We start from the raw sequence: 22,628 nt of genomic DNA on the forward strand, positions 1-22,628 counted from the left end.
CAACCGAGCGTTGCGGTTCTCCCTACAGTCAGCGACACAGACCTGGTCACCTGGAGGGGCGCAGACATGGCGAACGTGGACACCTCGCTCAAGGAAGCGATCAGCATCGAGGGCGCGATCGGCGTCGCGCTGGTCGACTACGGCAGCGGGATGGCGCTCGGCGCGCTGGGCGACAGCCCCGAGCTGGACCTGAACGTGGCGGCGGCCGGCAACACCGATGTGGTGCGGGCCAAGATGCGCACCATGGAGATGCTCAATCTGCACGACAACGAGATCGAGGACATCCTCATCTCGCTGACCAACCAGTACCACCTGATCCGGCCGCTGACCCGGCCGGGCGGCCGCGGGCTCTTCCTCTACCTCGCGCTCGCCCGCAGCCGCTCCAACCTCGCGATGGCCCGCCACCAGCTCAAGCTGATCGAGGCCGGCCTGGAGATCTGAGCAGCCCGGCCAGGCCGGCCGCGAGCTTCTCGTACTCCTCGGCCCGGTTGTAGACCTGCGCGCTGATCCGCAGCACCCCGCCGCCCGCCCACGGCCGCACCGCGACGCGCGCACCGAGCTCGTCCCGGACGGCGCCCATCAGCGCCCGCACGCCGGCCTCGTCCTCGGCCACTCCGGCGGGCAGCCGCACCGCCCGCATCGCCAGCCGATCGGAGCCGGGCAGCGGCGGCAGGCCGGCCAACTCGGTGAGCAGGTGCTGACCGTGGGCCGCCAGCCGCGCGTTGTGCTCGCGCACCCGTTCGACGCCGAGCTCGTCCAGCACCCGCAGCGCGGCAGGGGCGGCCAGCCAGCCGGTGTAGTCGGCGGTGCCACGCCACTCGACGTTGGACGGGAAGCCGCGCTCGTGTTCCCAGGAGTAGGTGAGTGGGCGGACCCGCTCGCGCCAGGCCTCGCTGACCGCGAGGACGGCGGTGGGGCGGGGCGCGAAGGCCCACTTGTGCAGGTTGCCGAACCAGAAATCGGGCCAACCGACTTCCGGGTCGGGAGCCAGCATGCCAGGCGCGTGCGCGGCGTCGACCATGGTCAGCACCCCGCGCTCGGCGAGCGCCCGCAGCAGCGCCGGGGTGGCGATCTCGCGGGCCGTGGGCGAGGTGATCCGGTCCAGCAGCGCGACCCTGGTCCGCTCGGTGACGGCATCGAGCACGGCGCGGGCCGGGTCCGCCTCGTCCAGCGCCAGCCGGGCCACCCGGACGGTGGCGCCGCACTCGGCCGCCCGGCGCTCGGCGGCCCGGGTGACCACGCCGTAGCCGTGGTCGGTCACCAGGATCTCGTCGCCGGGCTGGAACGGAACGCTGTCCAGCGCCACCGCGACCGCCTCGGTCACGTTGCTGAGCAGCGCCAGCCCGGCCGGATCCGCGCCCAGCACCGGGGCGATCGCGGTGCGGGCGGCCGCGACCCGCTCGGGCAGGGCGAGGAAGAAGCCGTCCGGGTCGGCCTCCTGCTCGGCCCGGAACACCTCCTGGGCCTCGCGCACCGGGATCGGGACGGCACCGTAGGAGCCGTGGTTGAGGTGCGCGAGGGCCGGGTCGAGCGCGAACAGCTCGGCGGCACCGGGGATGGGGGCGGGGGCGTCCGCTGCGGACACGTCGGCTGTCACGGGATCACCCTTGACCAAGCCGGTCGGCCGGCGCAAGGGTCAGCAACCCGCCGCGCGGCACCGTGACCGCCAACTCCTGCCCTGCCACGGTGACCGTCGTGTCCGCCACGGTGGCGCCCGCGCAGTCGCGCACCAGCAGGCACAGCGGGCCCGGCGAGCGATCGAACGCCAGCCGGACCAGCGGATCGGGGTCGGCGTTGGCCACCAGCAGCAGCTCGAAGGCACCGGTGACGGTGATCGGCACCGGTGCGTACCGCCCGAAGGCCAGCCCGGCGCCCTGCCGGGACTCCAGCAGCGGATAGCCCGACTCGGGCCGGTGCGGCCGGAACGCGCCGCGCTGCAGCAGCCCCACGTGCTCGCGCATCACCGCCAACCAGAACCGCAGCACCGCCAGTTGCCCGGCATCCTGGGTGCCCAGGTCCACCGAGACCTGGGCGGTGGCGAAGAGCACCGACTGGAGCAGCACCGCGATCTCCACCGGCCGCTCGTCCGGGTGCCAGGTGAGCGGGTCGGCGTGCACGGCCAGCGGCCCGGCGGTGAGCCGCAGGTCGGCGGTGCGGGCCCGGTTCTCCACCGCGTTGTGCGGGCAGTCGGTGGCCCGCACCATGGTGGCGTACGGCCACAACCCCGGTCCCACGTACGGCTGCCGGTGCTCGATCAGCAGCTCGGGGCGCTGCGGACGCAGGCGCTCGTCCAGCCCGGTCAGCAACGCCCGCAGGCCCTCGGCGACCGCCTGCCGGTCGGTGGCGTGCCGGGCGAAGGTGTCGATGAAGTCGATCTTCAGCCCGTCCGCGCCGTACTCCTCCACCAGCGCCGCGAGCCGCTCGATCAGGTGCTCGCGCACCTCGGGGTCGGCCGGGTCGAGGACCGAGGTCTCCAACTCCTCCAGGTGGGCGAGCCGCCGGTCGGCGAACCGCATGCCGGCGGCGCTGCGGTCGCCCGCGAAGGGCAGCGCGACCCAGAGCAGGTAGGCCAGGCCCAGCGCGCGCACCCGGGCCACATGGTCGGCGAAGTCCGGGAACGGGCCCTGCGCGGGCTGCCAGTCGCCGGTGGTGGCGTAGGAGCGGGTGGTCTCCTCGGTCTGCCAGCCGTCGTCGACGATCAGCGCGCCGAAGCCCAGCGGCACCGCGAGCGCGGCCAGCCGCTCGACCTCGGCGGCCGTGATCTCCAGGTGGCGGACGTACCAGGTGCAGAAGACCGGCTCGAAAGCGCCGTCGGGCACCGCCGGTTGCGCACCGGTGCCCCACCAGGCGACCATCTCGGCGATGGTCTCGGCGAAATGACGTCCCGTCAGATCAAGCCGCAGGGACAGTGGTTCGCGGTCCACCTGGTGCTCCACCCACCAGACGAACTCGCCGGTCTCCTCCACCGCCCCCTCGCCGATGGTCACCGGCCGCAGCAGCTCACCGACCGCGAAGGTGCACAACGCCGTGTCGCCGGCGCCGAGCAGGCTGCCGATCGGCACCCCGGCGGCCAGGTCGGCCACCCGGGGCTTGCTCCAGGAGGGCGGCAGCCAGCGGGAGTCCGTGTGCGGGCGCCACAGGCCGGTGGCGCCCGCGCACGGCAGCCGCCACTCGACCCGCACCCGGGCGGGCCGCTCGCCGAGGGGTTCGGCCTCCACCAGCAGCAGCCGCTGATCGCCGCCACGCACCCGCGCCTCGACACCCGCCGCCCCGATCGCGGTCACCCGCAGCCGCAACCCCGGTACGCCGGTGTCCAGTTCTCGCACGCTCTCGGTCAGCCCCGAGCTCGGCGCGCTGCCGTCCCAGTTCAGCGGAGACACAGATACTCGCCTTTCGAAAGTGGATCCCGGTCGGACGAGGCCCTCAATGGGTTCCCCGCCCCGCCCGACCGGGGGTCTAGTGAGCCGCGTTCTGCGGGAAGTGGCAGGCCACTTCCCGGCGGCCCGGTCCCGCGATCTGCAGCAACGGCGCCTCGGTCCGGCAGATCTGCTGCGCCTGCGGGCAGCGCGGGTGGAAGGTGCAGCCGCTGGGCGGGTTGGCCGGGCTCGGCGGGTCGCCGAGCAGCACGATCCGCTCCCTGGCCCGCTCGGCCGCCGGGTCCGGCAGCGGCACCGCGGAGAGCAGCGCCTTGGTGTACGGGTGCGCGGGGTCGCCGTACACCTGGGCCTTGTCGCCGATCTCGACGATCCGGCCCAGGTACATCACCGCGACCCGGTGGCTGATGTGCTTGACCACCGCCAGGTCGTGGGCGATGAACAGGTACGCCACCCCCAACTCGCGCTGCAGCCGCTCCAGCAGGCCGACGATCTGCGCCTGGATCGAGACGTCCAGCGCCGAGACCGGCTCGTCGGCGACCACCAGCGCGGGCCGGGTGGCCAGCGCCCGGGCGATCCCGATCCGCTGGGCCTGGCCGCCGGAGAACTGGTAGGGATAGCGCTCCAGATGCTCCGGCGCCAGGCCCACCAGCCGTACCAGGTCCCGCACTTCGCGCCGGATCTCCGCCGTCGCCACGCCCTGGGCCCGCAGCGGCGCCGCGATGATCTGCTGGACCGTCTGCCGCGGGTTCAGCGAGGCGAACGGGTCCTGGAAGATGATCTGCAACCTGCTGCGCAGCGGGCGCAGTTCGCGCTGCCCGAGCCGGGTGATGTCCTGGCCCTGGAACTCCACCCGCCCGCCCGTCGGGTCGAGCAGCCGCACCAGCATCCGCCCGGTGGTGGACTTGCCGCAGCCGGACTCGCCGACCAGACCGAGCGTCTCGCCGGCCCGCACGTCGAAGCTGAGCCCGTCCACCGCCTTGACCCCGGGCCGCCTGCGCAGCCCCTCCCGGCCGCCCGGGAAGGTCATCTGCAACTCCCGTACGGTGAGCACCGAATCCGTCAGCATGGGGATGCCACCTCCGGGTGGACACAGGCGCTGCGGTGCCCGCTGGGGGCGACCTGGACCAGCGGGGGCCGGGCGTCGGTACAGGCGGCCTGCGGGGCGGCCGCGTAGAGCGGGCAGCGCGGGTGGAACGCGCAGCCGGCCGGCGGCGAGAGCAGCGAGGGCGGCGAGCCGGGAATGGCCCGCAGCGCCGTCTCCTCTCCCTGCGCACCGCCGGCGTCCAGGCGCGGCAGCGAGTCCAGCAGGCCGCGGGTGTACGGGTGCCGGGGCGCGGTGAAGAGCGCGTCGGCGTCCGCCTGTTCGACGGCCGAGCCGCCGTACATCACCAGCACGTCGTCGGCCACCCGGGCGATCACCCCGAGGTCGTGGGTGATCATGATGATGCCCAGTCCCCGCTCCTCCTTGAGCTTCATCAGCAGGTCGAGCACCTGGGCCTGGACCGTGACGTCCAGCGCGGTGGTCGGCTCGTCGGCGATGATCAGCTCGGGCTCGCAGGAGAGCGCGAGCGCGATCATCGCGCGCTGGCGCATGCCGCCGGAGAACTGGTGCGGGTACTCCCCCGCCCGGCGGGCCGGCTCGGGGATCCCGACGTCGCCGAGCACCTCCACGGCACGGGCCCAGGCCGTCCTGCGGCTGGAGCCGAAGTGCTCCCGGTGCGCCTCGGCGATCTGGTCGCCGATGGTGAAGTACGGGTGCAGCGCGGTGAGCGCGTCCTGGAAGATCATCGCCATCCGCCGCCCGCGCAGCCGGCGCACCGTCTCGTCGGGCGCCCCGATCAGCTCGGTGCCGTCGAAGTCGACCGAGCCGGTGACCTCGGCCCCACGGTGCAGGCCCATCACGGCCAGCGAGGTGACCGACTTGCCCGAACCCGACTCGCCGACGATCCCCAGGGTGCGGCCGCGCTCGACGTCGAAGTCGACGCCCTTGACCGCCCGGACCAGCCCCTCGGCGGTGCTGAACTCGACCGCGAGGTCGCGGACCTGAAGCAGCGTCACGAAAGCCTCGCTCTCGGGTCGATCCAGGCGTAGAGCAGGTCCACGACCAGGTTGGAGGTGACGATGAAGAAGGAGGCCAGCAACGTGATGCCCATCACCACCGGCTGGTCCGCCTTGTGCAGGGAGTCGGCGAAGAGCTTGCCGACGCCCGGCAGGCTGAACAGCGACTCGGTGATCATCGCGCCGGCCAGCAGCGAGCCCAGGTCCATGCCGAGCATGGTGGCCACCGCCGTCAGCGCCGGGCGCAGCCCGTGCTTGCCGACCACCTTGCGCTCGCGCAGGCCCTTGGCCCGGGCGGTGCGCACGAAGGGTTCGGCGAGCGTCTCGATCACCGAACTGCGGGTCATCCGGGCGTACATGGCCGCGGTGGCCAGCGCCAGGGTGATCCACGGCAGGATCAGGTTCTGCACCCAGCCCACCGGGTCCGAGGTGAAGGCGACGTAGCTCGGGAAGGGCAGCCAGCCGAGCAGCACGACCACCACGTAGAGCAGGATCATCGCGGTGAAGTAGACCGGCACCGCGGCCGCGCCGATGGTGGCGACCATCAGCGTGCGGTCGACCCAACTGTTCTTGCGCAGCGCGGAGACCACGCCGACGCCCAGGCCCAGCAGCACCCAGACCACGGCCGCGCCGATCGCCAGCGAGACGCTGGTCGGCAGCCGGTTCATGATCAGGTCCCAGACCGGGGCGCCGCTCTGGAAGGAGTACCCGAAGCAGGGGAAGCCGCAGTGCACCGCGTACTGCCCGGTGCCCATGGTGCGGCCGGCGAAGATGGCCAGCACGTAGCGGGCGAACTGCACGACCAACGGGGCGTTCAGGCCCATCTGCTGGCGCACCTGGGCGACCCGGTCGGGCGGGCAGTCCTTGCCGCAGAACATCACCGCGGGGTCGGTGGGCAGCAGGTAGAAGATGACGAAGGTGATCGCGCAGATCACCAGCAGGGTGCCGGCGATGCCGAGCAGCCGGCGGACCAGGTAGCCGATCATCCGCGCCCGCCCTTCGGGTCCAGGGCGTCGCGCAGCGCGTCGCCGAGCAGGGTGAAGGTCAGCACCAGCAGGAAGAGGCAGGCGCAGGGCAGCACGAAGAACATCGGGTCGACCTTGTAGTAGAGCACCGAGTCGGAGATCATCTGTCCCCAGGACGGGGTGGGCGGGCGGACCCCGACGCCCAGGTAGGTCAGGCCGGCCTCGGCGCCGATCAGGTTCGGGATGGCCAGCGTCAGGTAGACGATGATGGTCCCGGTCAGGTTGGGCAGGATCTCGGTGAGCAGGATCCGGACGCTGCCGGTGCCGCTGGCCCGGGCCGCCTCGATGTACTCGCGGTGGCGCAGCGAGATGGTCTGACCGCGGATCACCCGGGCGATGTAGGGCCAGGTGAAGAGGGTCATCACCAGGATCAGCAGCAGCACCCGGTTGGCGTCCTTCACCACCGAGAGCAGCGCGATCATGAAGATCAGGCTCGGGAAGGACATCATGACGTCCATGAACCGGCTGATCACCGCGTCCACCCGGCCGCCGAAGTAGCCGGCCAGGCTGCCGAGCAGCACGCCGATCGCGGTGATCAGCACGGCGGCGCTGAACGCCACCAGCAGGCTGACCTGGGCCCCGTAGAGCAGCCGGGCGAAGATGTCCCGGCCCAGCATCGGCTCGACGCCGAGCCAGTGCGAGGGGCTCATCCCGCCCAGGCTGCCGCGCGGCAGCCCGCCGAGATAGGGGTCGATGGCCTTTCCGTCGGTGTCGGCCGGCCCGTGGCCGCTGATCCCGGTGAGCACCGGGGCCAGCAGCGCGGCCAGCACGAAGAAGGCGATCAGGCCCAGGCCGAACAGCGCCGCCTTGTCGCGGCGCAGCCGGCGCCAGGTCAACGTCCAGGGTGAGAGTCGCTCCTGACTCTCCGTCAGTTCGACCGGTTCGCCGGTCTGGAGTACAGCGGTCATCCGTGGGATCCCCGTATCACTTCAGCGACTTGAGGCCGACGGTGGCGTAGTCGATCTGCGCCGACCAGACCGGCGCGCCGAACGCCCCGGCGATGTTGGAGCCGACCAGCAGCGGCTTCTTCTGCCAGGTGAGCGGGACGGCCGGCGCCTCGCCCATGATCTTGGCGTCCAGCGCCAGCCAGGCCTGGTTGGCCGCGGCGACGTCGGTCAGGCCGGCGATCCGGTCCATCTCGGCGTCCACCGCCGGGTCCTTGAACCGGGTGATGTTGCCCTGGTTGCCGGTGTCGGTGATGATCCGGCTGTCGAACATCATCGGCAGGAAGGTGCTGGCCGACGGGTAGTCGGGGCACCAACCGGCCAGCGAGAGACCGGTCTGGGTGGTCTTGCTGCCCTCCACCGAGTAGGCGACCGAGGCGTCCACCGCGTTGATGGTGACGTTGATGCCGACCCGCTTGAGCGAGGCCTGCAGCGACTCGGCGCGCTGCTCCTGGCTGCTGGCGACGGTGAGGGTGGTGGAGAAGCCGTTCGGGGCGCCGCCGGCCGCCAGGTACTGCTTGGCCTTGTCGACATCGCCGTTCACCGGGATCTTGAGCTGGTCCACCGAGGAACCGCCGGTGAGCTCCGGCGGCAGGTAGGTGGTGGCGATGTCGGCCAGCGCAGGGCCGCCGACGGCCGCCTGGTACGCGCCCTTGTCCACCGCGTACTCGACCGCCAGGCGCAGGTTCTGGTTGTCGAACGGCGGCTTGCTGGTGTCCATGTCCAGCAGCGCGTCGCAGTTGGAGTTCTCGCTGACCAGCCGGGCCTTGACGGTCGGGTCGGTGACCACGCTGCCGACCTTGGAGGGGTCGAGGTCGGCGTAGGCGATGGCGTTCTGGTCGTCGCCCTGGTTGGCGATCATCCGGTCGGCGACGTTGGTGGGGCTGAGCGTCTGGTCCACCACGATCTTGTCGGGGTAGGCCTTGCGGACCGGGTCGGTGGACTGGTCCCAGTACGAGTTGCGCACCAGCACCAGCTGCTTGCCCCGGTCATAGCTCTGGATCTTGTAAGGCCCCGAGGAGAACGGGTGGTTGGCGTAGTTGGCGCCGGTGTCCTTGGCGATCGGCACCGGCGCGAAGGTGGGCAGCGTGACGGTGTAGCCGAACTCGGCGACCGGGCGCTTGAGGTGGAAGACGATCGTCTTGGCGTCCGGCACCTCGATCGCCGAGGGGCCCAGGCGCTGCCCCTTCAGCGGGCCCTGGTAGTCGGCCGGCGCGTTCAGGTACGTCTTGGCGTAGTCCGGGCCGCCGGGCAGGTCGGGCGAGAAGGAGCGCTCGACGTTGTACTTGATGTCGTCGGCGACGATCGGTGAGCCGTCCTCGTACTTGAGGCCGTCCTTGAGGTGGAAGGTCCAGGTCTTGTCGCCGTCGCTCGGCTCGCCCAGGTCGGTGGCCAGGTCCGGGGCGATCTGCAGGCCGCCCGAGCCCGGCTCGGCCTTGAAGGTGGTCAGCGTGCGGTAGAGGGTGCGGATGCCGAAGTCCATCTCCGGCTCGACCCAGTTGCGGGTCGGGTCGAGGTCGGAGAAGTCCTGGTCGGCCAGCACGTGCAGGGTGCCGCCCTTGACCGGAGTGCCGCCGATGATGCCGTCGCCCGCGGTGGTCAGGCTCTTCTCGTCCGCGCCGGAGCCGCTCCCGGTGCTCGAACAGGCCCCGAGGCCGAGGGTGAGTGTCGCCGCGATCGCTGCCGCGAGGGCGGCGTGGGTACGCCTGGTCATGTGCTCTCCGCAAAGGGTTCTGGCGCGTGGTGTGGGCGGCGCGTTGGGGGCCGGGGCGCTGGGGGCTGGCCTCGTCCGAGGTGTGACGAGTAACATAGTAATGTGAAATTGCACAGGCAAGAGATCGACCATCCCGTTATCCAGCTGTGTCCGAACGGGGCGTCAATCTCCGGTCAGCGCAACGAGATCAGCGCAGCTCAACCCCCGTCGCAGCACCGCCCCGCAGCCCCGCCGCTGTGCTGCGGGCCGACCGCAGCGCACCCCGCAGCTCGACCCGCACCGCCCTCAGGCCGTCGAAGGAGCCCGCCCGTGACCCGTCCGATCCCCTCCGCCAACACCGGGAGCCACGACCAGCCCATCTCGCCCGCCCTCGCCGCCTTCATGGGCGCCTCCTGGGCCGCCACCCCGCTGCCCGCCTCGGCGCGGGTGCCCGGCTACCGGATGATGCCGGCCCGCCGGGCCAGACTCTCCGCGGCCTTCCCCGGCGAGCGGCTGATCGTGCCGGCCGGGCAGCTCAAGGTGCGCACCAACGACGTCGATTACCGCTTCCGCCCGCACAGCGCCTTCGCCTGGCTGACCGGCCTGACCGGCGAGGAGCAGGTCGGCAACGTGCTGGTGCTGGAGCCGGACGGCGGCGACGGCCACGAACCGGTGCTCTACCTGCGGCCGCGCGCCGCACGGGACGGGGTCAGCGACGAGTTCTACCGCGACCGCCGGTACGGCGAGTTCTGGACCGGGCGGCGCCCCGACCTGGCCGAAGCGGCGCAGCTGACCGGCCTGCGGACCGAGCACGCGGACGCCCTGGAGAAGGTGCTGGGCGACCGGCACGGGGTCGTCCGGGTGCTGGGCGGCGTCGACCCGGTGGTCGACTCCCTGGTCGAGGGCGACGGGAATGCCGAACTCGCCACTGTGCTCGGCGAGTTGCGTCTGGTCAAGAACGCCTGGGAGGTCGAGCAGATGCAACTGGCCGTCGACTACACCACGCTGGCCTTCGAGGACGTGGTGCGCGCGCTGCCCGCCGCGCTGCGCCACCGGCGCGGCGAGCGGTGGATCGAGGGCGTCTTCAACCTGCGGGCCAGGGCCGAGGGCAACGGGATCGGCTACGAGACCATCGTCGCCTCCGGCGCGCACGCCGGTGTGCTGCACTGGATCCGCAACGACGGCCCCCTCGACCCGAGCCAACTGCTGCTGCTGGACGCCGGCGTGGAGACCGACACCCTCTACACCGCCGACATCACCCGCACCCTGCCGCTCGGCGGCACCTTCACGCCGGTCCAACGCCAGGTCTACGAGCTGGTGCTGGCAGCCCAGCAGGCGGGCATCGACGCGCTGCGCCCCGGCGCGCGCTACCGCGACTTCCACGAGGCGGCCATGGTGGTACTCGCCGAGGGGCTGGCCGACTGGGGCGTGCTGCGGATCTCCGCGGAGGAGGCGCTGCGCCCCGACAGCGGGCTCTACCGGCGCTACACGCTCTGCAGCAGCGGCCACATGCTGGGCCTGGACGAGCACGACTGCGCCAAGGCCCGCGCCGAGACCTACCTGGACGGGGTGTTGGAGGCCGGCCAGGTGCTGACCGTCGAACCCGGCCTCTACCTGCAGCGCGACGACCTGACGCTGCCGGCCGAGCTGCGCGGGATCGGGGTGCGGATCGAGGACGACCTGGTGATCACCGAGGACGGGGCGCGCCTGCTGTCCAACGGGCTGCCGCGCACGGTGGCCGGGATCGAGACGTGGATGGGAGAGCTGCTGGGGTGACGGGAGGGGCGCTGGCCGGCTCTCCCTGACGCCTCGTCAGATCACTGACTGCCAGGACGTCAGCAGGTACGCCCCGTACCAGCTCCCCACCAGCAGCACCGCCCCCGCGACCGCCCAGGCCACGCGCGGGCGGGCCTTGGCCAGGGCGACCGCGGCGGGCAGCAGGAAGAGCAGCCCCGGGACCAGCAGCCGCGGCTTGCACGCGGCGAACTCGCTCTGGCCGAGCGCCAGCCCGGTCACCAGCACCCCGTAGAGCGCGAGCGGCGGCCACGGCCGGCGCAGCAGCGCGAGCAGGCAGCCGCCCAACGCCGCGACCACCAGCAACGCGACGCTGACGTCCACCCACCCGGTGCCGCCCGCCAGTTGGTCGGTGACGTAGTCCCAGCTGTGCGCCCCCCAGTCCAACTCGGCACCCCAGCCGGCCCGCTGGATCCGGAACCAGCCGTCGGGCCGCCCGGTGCGCAGCCCCACCCAGAGCAGGTACCCCGGGGTGGCGCAGCAGGCGAGCAGCGCGGCGAGCAGCGGTCGCCACGACCAGCCCTGACGCACCGTCAAAACAGCTGCCAACCCGAGCGCCAACCCGACCGCGAGCCCGCCGGGCCGAGTCAGCCCCGCCAGCACCCCGAGGAGTCCCGCCGCGCCCCACCGACCCCGATGCGCGGCAAGCAACGCACCCACCGCACAGGCCAGGAACACCGCCTCGCTGGAGGCCATCCCGAGCACCACCGCCAGCGGCTGCGCCAGCACCAGGGCCAGCAGGAAGAGCCCGGTCCACCGGTCGTACAGCCGCTCGACCAGCCGGTAGAGCAGCACCGCGGCCAGCGCCCCCGCGGCGCGCGAGACCAGCAGCGCCGCGTCCCCGAAACTCAAGGCGGTCACCAGGTGGACGAGCCGGACCAGCGCCGGGTAGAGCGGAAAGACAGCCAACTCACCCGCGTCACGCGGCGCCCCGGCCGCCGGATACCCGTGCTCGGCCACCGCCAGCACCAACCGCCCGTCCCCGCCGAGCAACAGCCGCCCCAGCGGCGCCGAACCCGGCCGGCGCAGCACGGCGAGCAGCCCGAGCTGAAGCGCGCAGACCACACCGTAGAGCAGCAACGGCGGCGCCACCTCCCTCGCCCAGCGGCGCACCCGGGCCAGCGAGGCCCGCTCCGCCGCGGACAGCCCGGGGTGCGGATCGAGCACGTAGTCGGTCATGGACGCGACGGTACGGTCCAGCCCCGACCGGACTCGACCGGACGCCGAGGAGTTCCGCCGAACGGCAGCGGGCACTACGCCGAACGCCTGGAAGGTGTGGCCTCGCCGGATGAACCCGAAGGTCCCAATCACCCGGTGGGATCGGTCAGTCCCACCATGCGCTCGTTCTGAGGGGGCTCGACCTCACCGGTCGTGCAGGAACCAGCGGATGCCGTCCGCTGGTTCCTGCACGGGCCTTGATCGCCGCGCGCCGCGCGTCCGCTGGCCCGCGCGCTCGGCGTTCCGTCAGGATGGCCCCATGACGATCATGACCGAGGACGCCTGGCGCGCCTTCCTCAGCTCCGGCACCCGCACCGCCAAGCTCTCCACCGTGCGGGCCGACGGGCGCCCGCACGTGGCGCCGATCTGGTTCCTGCTCGACGGGGACGAGATCGTCTTCAACACCGGCCGCTCCACCGTCAAGGGTCGCAACCTCGCCCGCGACCCCCGGGTGGCGATCTGTGTGGACGACGAGCAGCCGCCCTTCGCCTTCGTGCTCATCGAGGGCCGCGCGGAACTGAGCGAGGAGCTGCCCGAGTTGCGTTCCTGGGCGACCAGGATCGCCGCCCGCTACATGGGCGAGGACCGCGCCGAGGAGTACGGCGCGCGCAACGGCGTGCCGGGTGAGCTGGTGGTGCGGGTGCGGATCGAGCGGGTCAACGCCCAGGCGGGCGTGGCCGACTGAGGCCGCCAGGAACCGGAGGCCGCCCGGCCTCGCGCCCCGCTACCCCTGCCCGAACGCCCCGGCGGCGACCGCCACGGTGAAAGCGGCCCACGTTCCCCCGGCGAGGTGACCGTGGGTGGGGCCGCCGATCGCGCTCGGCGGCCCCACCCACGGTTCAGCCCTCCAACGAGATGTACAGCCGCGTCCCCTGCGGCCGGAACCCGACCCGCTCGTACACGCGCTGCGAGCCCTCGCCCGAGTACTCCAGCCACACCGACTCCGCCCCGGCCGCGAACATCGTCTCGGCCAGGGCAGCCGTGACGCGGGCGGCGATGCCCCGACCACGGTAGGCGGGGCGGGTGCCGACTCCGGCGAGTTCCGAGGTGCCGACAGCCGGTGCGGAGGTCATCGCGCCACCCGCGCAACCGCCGTCGGGGGAACGGACGAAGCGGACCGCGCCGCCCATCTCCTGGGTGCGGCGCAGGCGGGCCGCGCCCTCGGGTGAGGAGGTGAACTCGCCGGCGAAGGCCTCGGACAGGGCGGCGTCGACCGCGGTGTAGTCCTCGTCGGTGGCCGGGGTCTCCACCAAGGGCGCGCCTGGACCGGCCGGCGGGACGGCCAGCGTGGCCGGGGTGCAGACCAGGTACTCGTGCACCGCCTCAGTGCTGAAACCGACTGCGCGCAAGGCGGGTTCCACGGCCGGCGCGGCGTCGGGGGCGAATTCCAGGCGCGGCTTGAGACCACGTTCGCGGAAGGCCGCGATCAGCGCCGCGACGTCCCGCGCGGTCGGCTCGGCGCCGGGCAGCGGCGTCGCGTAGTTGATGAACGGGCTGGTGGTGCTGGGGTCGAACCCCGCGACGAAGCCTGCGGTCTCGATGACCACGGGGCGGCGGCGGAGGTTGGCGACGGCAAAGCTCTGGACATTGGTGTCCACGATGATGATGACCTCACGTTGATGACATGGTGAAGCGCGCTCCGTTGAGCTGCGCCTGCTTGTCGAAAGCGGTGCCGAAAACACCGCACGTGGGGCCGCCGTGCGAAGACGGGCGTGGTACCGATCGAGGCGATGCTGCCGGGGAAGGCAGACCGCTCAGTACCGACGGCGGCCACTGAAGGGCGCCGAGACCATGGACTTCAATCCTCTGTCTGATGTGTGTGCGTGCTGCACAGCGGGTCCAACCCTTCCATGAAGATCGAGAGTTCACAAGGGGTTGGGACGATCGCTGCGACCACACCCGCGACCGATCAGTGCCGCGCGTCCCGCCAGAGCCGCGCCGTCAGCTCCCCCGCGCCACCGGGCCGCGCCTGGCGGAACGCCGTGCCGGCCCACAGGTGCATGGTCTGCGTGTCCCCGCGCCCGGTGGCCGCGGCGCGCAGCGGGGCGGTGAGGTGGTGCACCTCGGGGTAGGCGTGCGGGGCCTGGTCGGCGTGACGGTCGGTGAAGGAGTTCCGCAGGCCTCGGGCCACCCGGCCGGTGAAGGCGCGGGTACGGACGGTCTCGGTGAAGGCGGGATCGGCGAGGGCGGCGCGGTGCGGGGCGGAGGTGCCGGCCTCGTCGGTGAGCAGGTAGGCGGTCCCGAGCTGGACGGCGGCGGCGCCGGTGGCGAGCGCCGCGGCGATCCGGGGGCCGTCGCCGAGCCCGCCGGCCGCGATCAGCGGCAGGTCGGCGGTGACCCGGACCCGCGCCAGCAGGTCGAGCAGGGGCAGGTCGCGCAACGGCTCGGTGCCCCGCTCGGCCTTGACGGTGTGCGTGCCGCGGTGCCCACCGGCCTCGGGACCCTGCACGCAGAGCCCGTCCATGCCCAGTTCGGCCGCCGCCCGGGCCTCGGCCACGCTGGTCACCGTGGCCACCTGAGCCGTGCCGGCCGCCCGCAGCGCGCCCGCCTCCTGACGAGTCGGCAGGCCGAAGGTGTAGGAGACCACCGGGACCGGGTCGGCGAGCAGCGCGGCGATCTTGGCCGCCCAGTCCTCGTCGTCCGGCGCGATCCGCTCGGGCAACGTGACGTCCCAGCGCTCGGCCTCGGGCAGCAGTTCGGCACGGTAGGCGGGCAGCGCGGCGAGCTCGGCCGGGTCGGTGGCGGTCGGCACGAAGAGATTCACGCCGAACGGGCGGTCCGTCAACTCGCGGGTGCGGGCGATCTGCTCGGCCATGGCAGCCGCCGTCCGGTAGCCGGCGGCCAGGTAGCCGAGCCCGCCGGCGGCGTTCACGGCGGCGACCAGTTCGGGGGTGGAGGCGCCGCCGGCCATCGGGGCGGCGATGATCGGCAGGGCCAGCTCGTCGAGAGTGAACACGGCTCCACTGTACGGCGGCAGTGATCGTCGTCCGAGACGCCTTCGACAGGCCCTGGGGCCGAGCGGAGTAACTCCCCAGGCCGACCCGTGGCGGCCGTGCATAACTTCGTGATCGAACGACGACGTTCACCCACCACCCTCCCACCGGAGTACCCCGATGCGGATCCCCGCCCTCCTCACGGCTGCCCTGCTGCTGCCGCTCCCCCTCGCCCAGACGGCCGCGGCCGCCGCCGTCCCCCGACTGCACGGCGCGAGCCACGGCCCGGCCCTGCGCGGCGCCACCACCGCCGCCGGCCACCGCTCGACGTTCGCCAAGGACCTCAGCGTGCAGGTCAGCCCGCCGTCCTTCCCGACCGCCCCCGGCGCGGTCGGGAAGGTGCTGGTGACCATCTGCAACAACGGCACCGAGACCCCCACCTCCGCGACGCTGGTCGTCAACGGCCCGGCCAATCCGGGGCTCACGCTGGTCCCCGGCCCGTTCCAGTCGGGACCGGTCGACGGCGGCTGGAACTGGACCCGCTTCCCGGTCGCGCAGAACCTGAAGCCGGCCAGCTGCGAGACCGACACGATCTTCGCCAACACGATCAGCACCACGCCGGGGCCGGCCGGCTACCCCGGCGGCACCGCCGTGGTGACCTGGGACCCGAGCCAGAACCCGAACGACAACTCCACCACCTGGAGCTTCGACACCTCGGCCCCGGTGAACAACGCGGTGCTGGAACTGGTCCGTCCCCCCAAGCCCGCCGCCCCCGGCAACCCGGCCGACTTCGAGGTGCTGGAGCGCAACCTCGGCCCCTCCAGCGGCTATCCGGTGCCGGGCAAGGTGGTGGCGACGCTGCCGGCCGGCTCGAAGTTCCTGAGCAGCGCGCCCGACTACCGGCCGTGCGTGATCTCGGCCGACGGCACCACGGCGACCTGCGACGACGACGTGCTCAACACCTGGGCCAACGTCAACCGGGGCTTCGCGCTCCAGGTGGACCCGCACGCGACGCCGGGGACCAGCATCCCGGTGACGGTCACTCAGCTGGCGCCGGGCAACCCGGCCCCGCACCGGTTCACGCTGACCGTGCTGATCCCGGTCTGCTGATCAACCCACCGAGTCGCCCCCAGGGGCACTGAACGGCCCGCATCAGATTCTGCTGATGTGGGCCGTTTCGTCAGCAGATCGTCCCGCTGATCGATGACGTCTCCGTAAAATCTGTCGACTTGTCATGTCCGAGGTATGGACGGTTCGCGAAGCAGCTGGTTGGGTTGCGCGCGGCACCACGTAGGTCCTCCGATTCCCGCGCGACCCCCACCTTCGGGAAGGACTCCCCATGCCCATCCGCTCCCTCGCCGCCGCCGGCGCCGCCCTCGGCGCCGCCGCACTCGCCACGGCCACCCTCGGATTCGCGGGCCCGGCCTCGGCCGGCGTCAGCCACTTCGGCGTCAAGCCGCTGCACCCGGGCGCGCACGCCCAGGCGGCGACGGCGACCTCCACCAACACCCTGTCGGTCGACTCCAACGGCACCCAGGGCGTGGTCTCGCCGACTCCGAAGGTCTACCTGGTCTTCTGGGGTTCGCAGTGGTCGAAGAGCGACCCGGCCGGAGTGGCGCCCGACATGCAGGCACTGTTCAAGGGCCTCTACGGCAGCCAGGACACCTGGGGCACCATCCTCGACCAGTACTGCGAAGGCGTCGCGAAGGGCACCAGCACCTGCGGCACCAAGGGCACCCACGTCCAGCACCCGACCAGTTCCCCGCTGGCCGGCGTCTGGTTCGACAACGCGGCCGCCGAGCCGACCAGCGCCACCGCCGCCCAGTTGGTCGCCGAAGCGGTCAAGGCCGCCGGGCACTTCGGCAACAAGACCCAGGCGCCGAACCTGAACGCCCAGTACGTGATCCTCTCCGACACCGGCATGCACCCGGACGGCTTCCCGAGCAGCGGCTTCTGCGCCTGGCACGACTTCACCACCTCGGCGTCGTACGGCAAGATCGCCTACACCAACATGCCCTACGTCCCGGACACCGGCGTCGACGGCTGCACCACGCTGACCGACGGCCGCGCGCTGTCCGGCATCGAGTCGACCGAGACGCACGAGTACGCGGAGACGGTGACCGACTTCTGGCCCAGCATCGGCTGGAACGGCACCAACGGTGAAATCGGCGACGAGTGCGAGAACATGGACGCCTTCGTCAAGCTGAGCACCGGCAGCTTCGACCTGCAGGGCCTCTGGTCCAACTCGGCCAACGCCTGCGTGACCTCGACGGCCGCCAAGCACTGACCGCCACCCCGCCCCACACTCCGGGTGGCCCGGCCTGACGTACGGTCAGGCCGGGCCACCCGGCCACCAGTTCCCACAGAAGGGCCGGACCCGTGCCGGGTCCGGCCCTCACCGCACCTCGCCTCGCCCTATCGCACCTCGCCTCATCGCGCGCAGAGCCGACCGAACGGCGAGCCCGGCAGCACTACTTGGGCGCCGGTCCGGTCGAGCCGCGCACGACCAGCTCCGGCTCGAAGAGCAGCTCGTCGTGGGTGACCTTGGCGCCGGCCAACTCGCCGATCAGCAGCCCGACCGCCGCGCGCCCCATCGCCTCGATGGGTTGCCGGATCGTGGTCAGCGGCGGATCCGTGCAGGTCATGAAGGACGAGTCGTCGTAGCCGACGATCGACACGTCGCCCGGCACGTCCATCCCGCGGCGGCGAGCCGCCCGCACGGCGCCCAGGGCCAGCGGGTCGGAGGCGCAGACGATGGCGGTGACGCCGCGCCCGAGCAGCCGCGCCGCGGCGGCCTGACCGCCCTCCAGCGAGAACAGCGCGTGCTCGACGTCGGCCTCGCCGAGCTCCAGCCCGGCCCGGCCGAGGGCCGGCCCCGCGGCCGCCAGCTTGCGCCGTGAGGGCATGTGATCGGGCGGGCCGAGCACCAGGCCGATCCGCCGGTGCCCGAGCGAGACCAGGTGCCCGACCGCCTGCTCGACCGCCACCGCGTCGTCGCAACTGACCTGCGGGAAGCCGAGTTCCGGGATCGCGGCGTTCATCAGCACGGTCGGCAGGCCTCGCTGGGAGAGCAACTCGTAGTGCTCGTGCACGGATTCGGCCTGCGCGTAGAGCCCACCGAAGAAGACCACGCCCGATACCTGCTGCTGGAGCAGCAGTTCGACGTAGTCGGCCTCGGAGACGCCGCCCGCGGTCTGCGTGCAGAGCACCGGGGTGAAGCCCTGCTGCGCCAGCGCGCCGCTGACCACCTCGGCGAAGGCGGGGAAGATCGGGTTCTGCAGCTCCGGCAGCACCAGCCCGACCAGCCGCGAGCGTTCGCCGCGCAGCTGGGTCGGACGCTCGTAGCCGAGCACGTCCAAGGCGGTCAGCACCGCGCCACGGGTCTGCTCGGAGACGCCGGGTTTGCCGTTGAGCACCCGGCTGACCGTCGCCTCACTCACCCCGACCTTCTTGGCCACCTCGGCAAGTCGTCGTGTCATGGCGACCAGCCTAGGGCATCCACCGCAACCCGCTTGCTTCTTCTTGCAAAAATCCAGCACCGCTTGCCGCAAGCGATCTGCCGCATTTCGCGGGGAAGACGGCCGGCAGGCCGACTCGGCCCACTTCAGATCTTGCAAGTGAACGTCGCGATTCGACAGTCTTGCGTCTAGATATTGCACGCACGTGTCAGAGCAGTTACGGTTCCCCTCGCGTCGGCACCATGTCCGCCCGCTCACCCAAGCCCGCGGACCACCTCGCCGCTCTGCCACGCACGGACCCAGCGAGGCGCATTCCCCGCCCCACTCCCCCACCCCACCACATCCCGCTCCGCTCGCCCGGTGGTGGTGCCGACCGCGCTCACTGGCATGTCCATGCTGAATGGAGCAAGAGATGTTCCACCCCATCAGGAACCTGACCCGAGACCTGAGACGAGCGCTCGCCCCGGCGGTCGTCACCACGCTGCTGGCCGCCACCGGCGTCCTGGCGGTGGCGAACCAGCCGGCCTGGGCCACCACCACCGCCTCCACGACCACCGCCGCCGCCACGGGCACCGCCGCCACGGCCACCGGAGGCAGCGGCGCAAGCCTGCCGTACGTCGAGGTGCAGGCCGAGAACTCCGCCACCAACGGCACTGTCATCGGCCCGAGTTACACCCAGGGCCAGCTCGCCGACGAGGCGTCGGGGCGCAAGGCCGTGACGCTGCAGGGCAGCGGCCAGTACGTCTCGTTCACCACACCGGTGGCGACCAACTCGATCGACTTCCGGTACAGCATCCCGGACACCTCGGACGGGTCGGTCTACACCGCGCCGCTGTCGCTCTACATCAACGGCACCAAGCAGAGCGACTTCACCCTGACCAACGCCTACAGCTGGTTCTACGGCGGCTACCCGTTCACCAACACCCCCGGCAGCAACCCGCACCACTTCTTCGACGAGACGCACCGCCTGCTCCCGACCAGCTATCCGGCCGGCACCACCTTCAAGCTCCAGGTCGACCCGGGGGACACCGCGTCCTCCTACACGATCGACTTCGCCGACTTCGAGCAGGTCGGCCCGGCCCTGACACAGCCCGCGGGCTCGGTCTCGGTGACCAGCGAGGGCGCCGACGCGACCGGCGTGAACGACGCGACCAGCGCGTTCAACGCGGCGATCAGCGCGGCCGGCGCCGGCGGCACGGTGTGGATCCCGCCGGGCACGTTCAACATCCCGGGCCACATCAGCGTGAACAACGTGACGATCGCGGGCGCCGGCATGTGGTACTCGACCGTCACCGGTTCGGCCCCCGGCTTCTACGGCAACTCGGCGCCCTCGCCGAGCAGCAACGTGCACCTGCAGAACTTCGCGCTCTTCGGCAACGTCCAAGACCGCAACGACGGCGCCCAGGTCAACGGCATCGGCGGCGCGTTGAGCGCCTCGACCGTCTCGAACCTGTGGATCGAGCACGACAAGGTCGGCGCCTGGATGGACGGGCCGATGGACAAGCTGACCTTCAGCGGCATGCGGATCCGCGACACCACCGCGGACGGCATCAACTTCCACGGCGGCGTCACCAACTCCACCGTCACCAACAGCGATATCCGCAACACCGGTGACGACGGCATCGCCACCTGGGCGGACTCCAGCATCGGCGCCGACGCCAACGACACCATCTCCAACAACACGGTGCAGTTGCAGATGCTCGCCAACGGGATCGCGATCTACGGCGGCCACGACAACACCGTCACCGGCAACCTGGTCCAGGACAGCGGGATCACCCAGGGCGGCGGCATCCAGGTCGGGCAGCGCTTCACGTCCACCCCGGTCGGCACCACCACCATCTCGAACAACACCCTGATCCGGGACGGCGACCTCGACCCGAACTGGCAGTTCGGCGTCGGCGCGCTCTGGTTCGACGGCAGCCAGGGGTCGATCACCGGACCGATCAACGTGAGCAACGCACTGATCGAGCAGAGCCCGTACGAGGCCGTGCAGTGGGTCGAGGGCACCATCAGCGGGGTCTCGCTCGACAACGTGACCATCGCCGGCACCGGAACCTTCGCGCTGCAGGAGCAGACCGGCGGCGCTGCGAGCTTCAGCAACGTCACCGCGAGCGGCGTGGGCGCGTCCTCGCCGGTCTACAACTGCGAGGGCGGGAACTTCACGGTCACCGACGGCGGCGGAAACTCGGGCGTCAGCGGCACGCCGCTCTGCGGCCCGTGGCCCGCCCCGGTCTACCCGCCCTACCCGGCCACCGGCGTGACCGCCACCCCTGGCGCGCTCAACTTCGGCTCGGTGGCGACCGGTTCGACGGGCGCCGCGCAGAGCGTGACGGTCAGCAACCCGACCGGTTCGGCCGCCGCCGTCGCCTCGATCGCCACCAGCGGCGACTTCGCGCAGCGCAACACCTGCGGCTCCAGCATCGCGGCGAACGGCTCGTGCACAGTCAACGTGACCTTCACGCCGACCGCGACGGGCGCCCGCAGCGGCACCCTGACCGTCAACGCCGGTGGGAACACCGACACCGTCAGCCTCTCCGGCACCGGCACCGCGCCCGGCCCGGTGCTGAACGCCGCCCCGGCGAGCCTGTCGTTCGCCGGCACCGTGGTCGGCTCCTCGACCGCCGCCCAGGCCGTGACGGTGACCAACTCGGGCACCACCTCGGCGAGCGTCTCCGGCGTCGCGGCGACCGGTGACTTCAGCCAGACCAACAACTGCTCGACCGTCGCGGTCGGTGCGTCCTGCACCGTGAACGTCACCTTCACCCCCACCGCGGGCGGCTCGCGCACCGGCAGTCTGACCATCACCGGCAACGCGAACAACAGCCCGACCACCGTCGCGCTGACCGGCAGCGGCATCGACAGCAGCACCGACATCGCGGCCGGCCGGCCGGCTGCGGCGAGTTCGGCGAACAGCCCCTACGTCGCCGCCAACCTCACCGACCCGGATCCGTCGACCTACTGGGAGAGCCAGAACGGCTCGTTCCCGCAGTGGGCCCAGGTCGACCTCGGCCAGAGCTTCCGGATCGGCAAGGTCGTCCTCAAGCTGCCGCCGTCCACCGCTTGGGCCACCCGCACCCAGACCCTGTCACTGCTGGGTTCGACGGACGGCTCGACCTTCTCGACGATCGTCGGCTCGGCCGGGTACACCTTCGACCCGAACGCCAACAACAACACGGTGACCATCACCTTCAACGCCACCACGGCCCGCTACGTGCGGGCGAACATCACGGCGAACACCGGATGGGCCGCCGGTCAGCTCTCCGACTTCGAGGTGTTCCCGAGCGGCGGCGGCACCAACTCGGCCACGCTGGCGGCCAACCCGAGCTCGCTGGCCTTCGGCGGACAGACGGTCGGCACCGGCAGCGGCGCGCAGACCGTCACGGTCAGCAACACCGGCACCGCGGCCGCCACCGTCTCCGGCATCACCGCCACCGGTGACTTCGCGCAGAGCAACACCTGCGGCGCCTCGATCGCACCGAGCGCGTCCTGCACGGTCAGCGTCACCTTCACGCCGACCGCCACCGGCACCCGCACGGGCAGCGTCACGGTCAACGGCAGCGCGGGCAACAGCCCGCTCACCATCGGCCTGACCGGGAGCGGGAACCCGTCCTCGACCACCAACCTGGCGCTGGGCGCGACCATGACCGCCAGCGGCTACACCCAGACCTACGTGCCGTCCAACACCAACGACGGCAACACCAGCAGCTACTGGGAGAGCACCGACAACGCCTTCCCGCAGTGGCTCCAGGCGGACCTGGGCACGAGCCAGCAGCTCGGCTCGATCACCCTTGACCTGCCGCCGTCCACCGCCTGGGCCGCCCGCACCCAGACCCTGAGCGTGCTGGGCTCCACCGACGGCAACACCTGGACGACGCTGGTCGGCTCCGCCAACTACACCTTCGATCCGGCGACCGGAAACTCCGTCGGCATCACGCTGCCGAGCGGAACCGACGACCGCTACCTGCGGCTCAACTTCACCGCGAACACCGGCTGGCCGGCCGGGCAGATCTCCGAGTTCCAGATCTTCGACTGACCGGCTACTGAACCGGCTCACTGGGCGGTTCAGGAGGAAGGGGGTGGGGCCGTCGCTACGTGCGGCGGCCCCCACCGCTGTGGAGGTGACTCTGG

Annotated in this window: 17 protein-coding genes; 6 read left to right on the forward strand and 11 right to left on the reverse strand. The window is 71.9% G+C overall.

What is annotated here, in order from left to right:
- Window positions 1-66 precede the first annotated feature (66 nt).
- Window positions 67-441 carry a hypothetical protein gene (locus tag ABH937_RS01095; protein ID WP_280689162.1) on the forward strand — a complete coding sequence of 125 codons (375 nt, stop codon included), beginning with the start codon at window positions 67-69 and terminating at the stop codon, window positions 439-441.
- Here the strand turns inward: ABH937_RS01095 and ABH937_RS01100 are convergent.
- The 7 genes from ABH937_RS01100 to ABH937_RS01130 form a co-directional block, all read right to left on the reverse strand.
- On the reverse strand, window positions 410-1,597 hold the full coding sequence (locus ABH937_RS01100) for an aminotransferase class V-fold PLP-dependent enzyme (protein WP_370216812.1): 1,188 nt from the start codon (window positions 1,595-1,597) through the stop codon (window positions 410-412). The two genes, ABH937_RS01095 and ABH937_RS01100, sit on opposite strands and share 32 nt — an antisense overlap.
- Before the next feature lie 4 nt (window positions 1,598-1,601).
- Window positions 1,602-3,380, reverse strand: coding sequence for a glycoside hydrolase family 36 protein (locus ABH937_RS01105; protein WP_370216813.1), 1,779 nt, complete (start codon window positions 3,378-3,380; stop codon window positions 1,602-1,604).
- 76 nt (window positions 3,381-3,456) lie between these two features.
- Window positions 3,457-4,443: an ABC transporter ATP-binding protein gene (locus tag ABH937_RS01110; RefSeq protein ID WP_280689165.1), complete on the reverse strand. Its 987-nt coding sequence runs from the start codon at window positions 4,441-4,443 to the stop codon at window positions 3,457-3,459.
- Window positions 4,437-5,435, reverse strand: coding sequence for an ABC transporter ATP-binding protein (locus ABH937_RS01115; protein WP_370216814.1), 999 nt, complete (start codon window positions 5,433-5,435; stop codon window positions 4,437-4,439). The genes ABH937_RS01110 and ABH937_RS01115 overlap by 7 nt, the downstream gene beginning before the upstream one ends.
- Window positions 5,432-6,421, reverse strand: coding sequence for an ABC transporter permease (locus tag ABH937_RS01120; RefSeq protein ID WP_370216815.1), 990 nt, complete (start codon window positions 6,419-6,421; stop codon window positions 5,432-5,434). The genes ABH937_RS01115 and ABH937_RS01120 overlap by 4 nt, the downstream gene beginning before the upstream one ends.
- A complete protein-coding gene (locus ABH937_RS01125; RefSeq protein ID WP_370216816.1) occupies window positions 6,418-7,368 on the reverse strand; it encodes an ABC transporter permease in 951 nt (316 codons plus the stop codon). The genes ABH937_RS01120 and ABH937_RS01125 overlap by 4 nt, the downstream gene beginning before the upstream one ends.
- A 16-nt stretch (window positions 7,369-7,384) precedes the next feature.
- Window positions 7,385-9,118, reverse strand: a complete 1,734-nt coding sequence (locus tag ABH937_RS01130; RefSeq protein WP_280689169.1) for an ABC transporter substrate-binding protein — start codon at window positions 9,116-9,118, stop codon at window positions 7,385-7,387.
- Window positions 9,119-9,427: 309 nt separating this feature from the next.
- On the opposite strand from ABH937_RS01130, the gene ABH937_RS01135 reads away from it, so the two are divergent.
- A complete protein-coding gene (locus tag ABH937_RS01135; protein WP_370216817.1) occupies window positions 9,428-10,873 on the forward strand; it encodes an aminopeptidase P family protein in 1,446 nt (481 codons plus the stop codon).
- A 36-nt stretch (window positions 10,874-10,909) separates the two neighbouring features.
- Here the strand turns inward: ABH937_RS01135 and ABH937_RS01140 are convergent, their stop codons facing one another.
- Complete coding sequence (locus ABH937_RS01140; RefSeq protein ID WP_370216818.1) at window positions 10,910-12,070, reverse strand: hypothetical protein; 1,161 nt, start codon at window positions 12,068-12,070, stop codon at window positions 10,910-10,912.
- Between the two features lie 307 nt (window positions 12,071-12,377).
- Here ABH937_RS01140 and ABH937_RS01145 point away from each other — a divergent pair, with 307 nt between their 5' ends.
- Complete coding sequence (locus ABH937_RS01145; RefSeq protein ID WP_280689269.1) at window positions 12,378-12,794, forward strand: PPOX class F420-dependent oxidoreductase; 417 nt, start codon at window positions 12,378-12,380, stop codon at window positions 12,792-12,794.
- 154 nt (window positions 12,795-12,948) lie between these two features.
- Here ABH937_RS01145 and ABH937_RS01150 read toward each other — a convergent pair whose 3' ends face one another.
- Both ABH937_RS01150 and ABH937_RS01155 read right to left on the reverse strand, forming a co-directional pair.
- On the reverse strand, window positions 12,949-13,707 hold the full coding sequence (locus tag ABH937_RS01150; protein WP_370216820.1) for a GNAT family N-acetyltransferase: 759 nt from the start codon (window positions 13,705-13,707) through the stop codon (window positions 12,949-12,951).
- A gap of 311 nt (window positions 13,708-14,018) precedes the next feature.
- Window positions 14,019-15,065 (reverse strand): NAD(P)H-dependent flavin oxidoreductase, encoded by a 1,047-nt coding sequence (locus ABH937_RS01155; RefSeq protein ID WP_370216821.1) that lies wholly within the window; start codon window positions 15,063-15,065, stop codon window positions 14,019-14,021.
- Between the two features lie 157 nt (window positions 15,066-15,222).
- On the opposite strand from ABH937_RS01155, the gene ABH937_RS01160 reads away from it, so the two are divergent.
- Both ABH937_RS01160 and ABH937_RS01165 read left to right on the forward strand, forming a co-directional pair.
- The gene (locus ABH937_RS01160) at window positions 15,223-16,152 is read left to right on the forward strand and encodes a hypothetical protein (protein WP_370216822.1); all 930 of its coding nucleotides are present in this window, start codon (window positions 15,223-15,225) and stop codon (window positions 16,150-16,152) included.
- A gap of 229 nt (window positions 16,153-16,381) precedes the next feature.
- Complete coding sequence (locus tag ABH937_RS01165) at window positions 16,382-17,329, forward strand: hypothetical protein (protein WP_370216823.1); 948 nt, start codon at window positions 16,382-16,384, stop codon at window positions 17,327-17,329.
- A 184-nt stretch (window positions 17,330-17,513) separates the two neighbouring features.
- Here the strand turns inward: ABH937_RS01165 and ABH937_RS01170 are convergent, their stop codons facing one another.
- A complete protein-coding gene (locus ABH937_RS01170) occupies window positions 17,514-18,521 on the reverse strand; it encodes a LacI family DNA-binding transcriptional regulator (RefSeq protein ID WP_280689176.1) in 1,008 nt (335 codons plus the stop codon).
- Between the two features lie 391 nt (window positions 18,522-18,912).
- Here ABH937_RS01170 and ABH937_RS01175 point away from each other — a divergent pair, with 391 nt between their 5' ends.
- Window positions 18,913-22,533: a choice-of-anchor D domain-containing protein gene (locus tag ABH937_RS01175; RefSeq protein ID WP_370216825.1), complete on the forward strand. Its 3,621-nt coding sequence runs from the start codon at window positions 18,913-18,915 to the stop codon at window positions 22,531-22,533.
- The last annotated feature ends 95 nt before the right edge of the window (window positions 22,534-22,628 follow it).

It is taken from the genome of Kitasatospora sp. GAS1066B, from assembly GCF_041262605.1.
In the GTDB taxonomy this organism is placed as follows: Bacteria; Actinomycetota; Actinomycetes; order Streptomycetales; family Streptomycetaceae; genus Kitasatospora.